The sequence below is a fragment of the Alienimonas chondri genome, assembly GCF_013036045.1.
Taxonomy (GTDB): domain Bacteria; phylum Planctomycetota; class Planctomycetia; order Planctomycetales; family Planctomycetaceae; genus Alienimonas; species Alienimonas chondri.
In genome coordinates this window covers 1-2,243 of record NZ_WTPX01000301.1, presented here as the reverse complement: position 1 = coordinate 2,243, position 2,243 = coordinate 1, and the positions used below count along the sequence as shown (strand labels likewise).

The 2,243-nt window shown below is 64.9% G+C and carries 2 protein-coding genes; both read right to left on the bottom strand.

Features of this window, described 5'->3' with window-relative positions:
- Positions 1-191 precede the first annotated feature (191 nt).
- On the bottom strand, positions 192-602 hold the full coding sequence (locus LzC2_RS21195) for a hypothetical protein (protein WP_171190012.1): 411 nt from the start codon (positions 600-602) through the stop codon (positions 192-194).
- Between the two features lie 460 nt (positions 603-1,062).
- Positions 1,063-2,243: TFIIB-type zinc ribbon-containing protein (locus tag LzC2_RS21190; protein ID WP_171190011.1), on the bottom strand; the 1,181-nt coding region annotated here is incomplete at its 5' end.

Sequence of the window (2,243 nt, the reverse complement as noted above, 5' to 3'; positions counted from 1 at the left end):
CGCCCCCAGCAGCGCCCCCCCCAACGCCGCCCAGTCGCACCACGCCGGGGCGGGAATCAGCCAGGCGAACAGCGGCAGTTGCGGGAAGCTCGTCGGCGTCGGCGGCTGCCACAGCGGCCAAGTCACGCCGATTAAAAGCAGCGCCGCAACGCCGATGAGGGCGGTGAGCAAGCCTCTACGACTTATGGCCTTCACGCGGCAGCGTGAGTTGCGGCCGTAGTTGCCTCAGGGCCGTCCACCTCACGCAGCACGGAATCCAGCAGGTCTTCCGCCCCACGGGCGCGTCCTCGCGCCGCTTGCCATAATCGACCGCCCAAGCTGTCTCTCGCGTTGAATCCGTCGAACAGCAGTTCCATTACTTCGTTCGCTGTTCGCGTAAGCAGCGACACGCAATAAATGTCCTGATAGTAAGCGTCGCCGTCGTCTTCGAAGGAAGGAGTGAGCCGTTCCGTTCGACTGACCTTCAGCATCCCGCTCCCAAAGATGGCGACAAACGACTCTTCTTGAGGCGTCTCTTCCCAGTCCAACGCCCCGGACTCGGTTCGTTGCAGGGCGTGTTCCGCTAGGGTGTGAAAGCGGTCGTCGTTCGATTCGCGAGTCATCGCTCGGGCTTTGTCAATCGGTTAAGGCTGCGGACGTTCAGTCGATCCAGCGTATCTGCCGCCCGGCCCAGTGTACGCACGGAAGTGGTCTCTTTGTGCATCAAGTCGGTCAGTCCCGCGGCGGTACGCCTGACCTCTTGCCGATCTTCGACTGTCAACGCTTCGGATTCACAGAGTTCCGCAAGCGTTGCGCGAAGCTGTCGAACATGGGCGAGCCACTCCGGCCGGCTGTTAGTTGCGCCCAAGGCCAGCCGGGCGGTCGCGCAAGCGGTCGCCAAACCTCGCACGTCTCCCCCGGTCTTCGAACGTGCCACCGCCGCGTCCACCTTTCTCTCCGCAGACTCCGCCCGCCGTTCTGCGGACGCCGCACGACGTTCGGCAAGCCAGGCGATCAGAAGCCCGGTCACGCTGGCGACGCTTCCTGCCGCTCCGAGTCCTTCCCAGAAGTTCTCCGGTCCGCTCATCCCAACCGCACCCCGCCGCCCTGCGAGAAGAACCAGATCAGCCCCGCGGCCAGCAAGCCCGCGAGCACGGCGAGGGTGATCTTAATCCAAGAGTACGGCCGCTCGCCGGTGACGCGGCCGGTCACGGCGTTCACCAACACCTGATGCGGTTCGTCTCGATAGCGATACGCCAACATCCAGACCGGCAGCAATAAATGTTTGAAGGTCACGGCCTCGTGATTGACGTGCATGGAGGTGATGCGTTGCTCGTCCCCGCCGATGCGTCGGCGAACGTCGTGTTCTAATTGGGTCCGCATGCGGGCGTCGGCGATCTCGAACCCCTCGGCGAGTTCCACGTCGTAGGTGCGGACCAGGAACCCGGCGAGCAGCCGTTGGTCGTAGGGGTTCACCTTCGGCAGCGGCCACGGTTCGAGGTCTTCGCTGAGCTTGCGATTCACCCCGCCGCTGGCGACGACCAACGTATCGTCGAAGAAGCGCTCGAAGGCCCCGCTGGCCGGATACCACCGCGTTTTTCGCACCCGGCGCTTCTTATCGCCCGTGCCGACGGTGACCCAATAATGCTCGCCCCGTTGGCCGGAGTAGCGGGTATAGGTGAGGGAATCGAACGTCCAATACGGCAGATAAACGCCGTTGAATTTGCCCTTCACGCCCCGCTTGCGGAAGTCGTTCGGGGCGAACCAGCGACTGGCGACCCATTCTTTGAGGTTCGCCGCGGCCTTCTTCTCGGAGACCTGAAAGGGCAGCACGCCGTCGAGGGCGATGCGGTTCTTGGCCTGCACCGCGGCGTCGAGTTGCAACGGCGTGGCGCAATACGGGCACTCCGTGCCGGTCGTCGTGCCGGCGAACAGCACCGTGCCGCCGCAACTCCGGCAGCGGACCTCCCGCATCGCATCGTATTGGTGCGAGCCGGAATCGTGATGATCCCGGAGGCGCACCAGCATCGCCCTGTAATCGCGTTCCTCGACGGCCGCGTCCGGGGCGTGGACGACGGCTTCCCCCGCCCCGCAAAAGGGGCACTTCAGCGTTTGGGAGCCGATATGAAACTCCAGCCCGGCCCCGCACTTCGGACAGGGGAAGGTGCGTCCCTTCCCGCGATCGGTCAATTCGCCGGCGAATCGGGTCGAGCCGTGCGGGTGCGCCTGCGGCGGCGGATCGGGGGCCTGCGGGGGGGCCGATT